This is a genomic window from Nostoc sp. UCD121 (genome assembly GCF_014222285.1).
In the GTDB taxonomy this organism is placed as follows: Bacteria; Cyanobacteriota; Cyanobacteriia; order Cyanobacteriales; family Nostocaceae; genus Nostoc.
Genome location: NZ_JACKZS010000407.1, coordinates 1 through 2,808, shown reverse-complemented (window position 1 = coordinate 2,808; position 2,808 = coordinate 1). Strand labels below are relative to the sequence as shown.

Genomic DNA, 2,808 nt, shown 5'->3' with positions numbered 1-2,808 from the left:
CAGTTTCTCCATTCGCCGATGTCACGCCTTCGACCGAGCAGCAATAGCCTCATTAGACTATTTGTCAGGGTGTGGCATGGGCGATGCAAAATACAGCTTTCATGATGAGTTGTTAATTATAAAGACATTTTCAGACAGGGATTTATTTAAACCCAGATTCCGCAGGTGATCTTGTAAATACTGTATTTTTTAAAATGACCTAAATGCTGCATTCTAGAAGTATGACAGCATCACCATTACCCTCTTCTGTCACTCTACGAAAACTTTTGCCATTTTTGAAATCTAGAGCTTTTGTATACGAAGCGATAGCTCCGCCCGCCGCAGGCATCGCAAGATTTTTTCTTAATCACCTTATAAAATCTTGAATCCAACGATATAATCAAAAACCATAACTAATGCATAAAAATGGTAGACACTTACTTAAACATTTTACCGTTTTTCTTTTCCTAAGTTAATATTTCGGACAAGTCCAGAAATGTTGAATCCTAATACAAACAGCAAAACCTCTATCCATGACCCCAAGAGCATTTATTGGTAGACTAGACATCATTTTAGAACCAAATTTATAGTCATGCTCATGTCCAAAGTTTATGAAGTTATCTGATGGACTTCCAGTAGCTAGATTTAGAGAAATAAAAATTTTTACTTGATGGTGTCCTAATACCCCTAACAATTTAGTTGTGAGAGTAATAATTGTTGAATCTATTGGACAAATTGCATATTTATCGTGTAACTTTTTTTGAACTTTCTTCTGTACTAATTCATTTAATTTTTGGTAAATTTATTGAAAAGGTTTTTGGCTTCGATGTAAGTTTGCTTTAGATAAAGTAGAAATATCTACCTCAAATCCTGTGTTGTTTAATCTGTTAAACAAATCTTGCATACTTGTTAAGCTGTTATCCATAGCAAAAGAAGCAGCCAGCACTCAAAGAACAGACGACTGTTCAATACTGGATAATCGTTTTTTGGCAGTCCTCTCAAGATATCTTTGACAATCTTGGGAAATGAATTTATAATCACTATCAAATAGATATACTTTAATCTTCCGCCCAAAAATTAACATATTTTGGGCTGTTTTTATCAGATTTTTCTTAACATTCAACACTTTTGGGACAAGTCTAATATAGTTATTTTAGTAAAAACCAATCTGAAATCTAATACCTGTAGTCATGCAATCCTATTTTGTAGCAACCTGAATTTGTCTTACGAAAAGATAATCGGCTATTACAAGGTTCGTTTTGAAATCGAGTTTGACTTTCTTGATGCGAAGCAGTTTTGGGGATTAGAAGATTTTATGAACTTAAGCCAAACTGCTGTAACTAATGCTGCTAATAAGCGTATTCTTGATGTTCAAATTATCCCATCATCTTCTGTCTAATTTTCGGCTCCTTAATCCTGACTCCGGCATTTATTGATCTTAAGGCTTACTATCGTGGTTTTCGATATGTTCGTGAAACGTTAAAAATGCTTCCCGAAATCCCTGAGCCTATTTTATTAAACAAAATTTTTGCCAAACTTACTGTTTTAGGTCGTATTTATCCCGTTTCTACAGGCGTTGAACCCTCGTAAATTGGCAGAGTATTAGAGAATAGGAAGATTTGTTTTTTTGAAAGTTATATCTAATCAGAATCTCGGTGAATTACACTCTCATTCTAGCTCGTCAATATTTAGATGCGTTTACCCAAATGCCTAGCCTAGATTAATGGAAAAGTGATAGTAATCAGGTTTTGAAGTAATCACATTTCGAAAATTTTCTAACCCGAATAAATACTGAGGTTGTTAGTTCGATTTCTAATCTATTATCTCTAGCATATTTCAAGAGTCATTAGTAGATGTAGTAACTAGCAGCCTGTTAACTGCGGCTAGTTGATTTATCTTTTGATTCAGCAATGCTGTTTAACTTCGGAGGATAAATGATGTGAACCATAAATTAAGCAGATTCTTTCTGCACACTGTTATTGCGTTAGTGTTACTACTGAGTTTATCCGGCATTAGTCATGTATTAAATATTCCAGTTGTTGAGCCACTGAAGGTTGTAGCGGCTACCAGCACATTGACTATTCCGTCGAGCGCACTGGCACCTTGGCCTGTATTTAAGCGTGTAGATGCTCTCAACTCATCGTTTCGTTCTGGACTAAACACAGCCTGGGGAGACTATTGGGAGCGTAGCGAAAATCCTTTTGATCTTGTGTATACAGAGCAAACCCAGGAACTAACCAACACCGCCAATGGTAACTATGGAGTATACAACAACCTTGACTTAGGTAGTGGTGTAGAGGCATTGATGCTGCGTATCGCTTTACCTTCTGGGACAAACAGCGTTGAAGTGCGCTTAGGTTCAGTTAGCGGCACTGTGGTGGGGAACTGTACCATCAACAGCACTGGTTCTCTGTCAAACTATCGTACAGTTCCGTGTCCTTTGAATAGCAGCCTTGCAAAGGGACAACAAAACCTTGTCATTAGATTTCCAGGCTCTAACCGTTCTATGCGCTTTAATTGGTTTGCCTTCTGGGCAAAGGATACAGTGCAAAAAATTAACGAGATACAAAAAATCCAATCCGACAATATCAACCAAGGTTCGCCTGTTATTCCTATTTCTGGCAGACCAATACGAACACAAAACCTACTACCAACAAGTTCCCAGATTCTCGCCAAATCCTATGGGCTGTGGTCTCCTGGCAAAACATGGGAATGCCCCAAGTGGATTCATGATACTTATTTCACCAACGGTGAGGATGGCAAAGTCTACCCCACATGGCATCCACCTGTAGATTTCAACCCTGAAACAAATACGTATTGTACCTACGG

1 protein-coding gene and 2 pseudogenes are annotated in these 2,808 nt (G+C 37.6%); 2 read left to right on the top strand and 1 reads right to left on the bottom strand.

Annotation, left to right across the window (positions count from 1 at the left end):
• Positions 1-496 precede the first annotated feature (496 nt).
• Positions 497-1,020, bottom strand: a pseudogene (locus GNF10_RS36290) (IS4 family transposase); the annotation flags it as partial.
• 100 nt (positions 1,021-1,120) lie between these two features.
• Between GNF10_RS36290 and GNF10_RS36285 the strand changes: the two are divergent.
• Together GNF10_RS36285 and GNF10_RS36280 are read left to right on the top strand one after the other, a co-directional pair.
• Positions 1,121-1,569, top strand: a pseudogene (locus GNF10_RS36285) (IS4 family transposase); the annotation flags it as partial.
• A 349-nt stretch (positions 1,570-1,918) separates the two neighbouring features.
• Positions 1,919-2,808 (top strand): carbohydrate-binding protein (locus tag GNF10_RS36280; protein WP_185607461.1); only part of this gene is annotated, 890 nt, incomplete at its 3' end.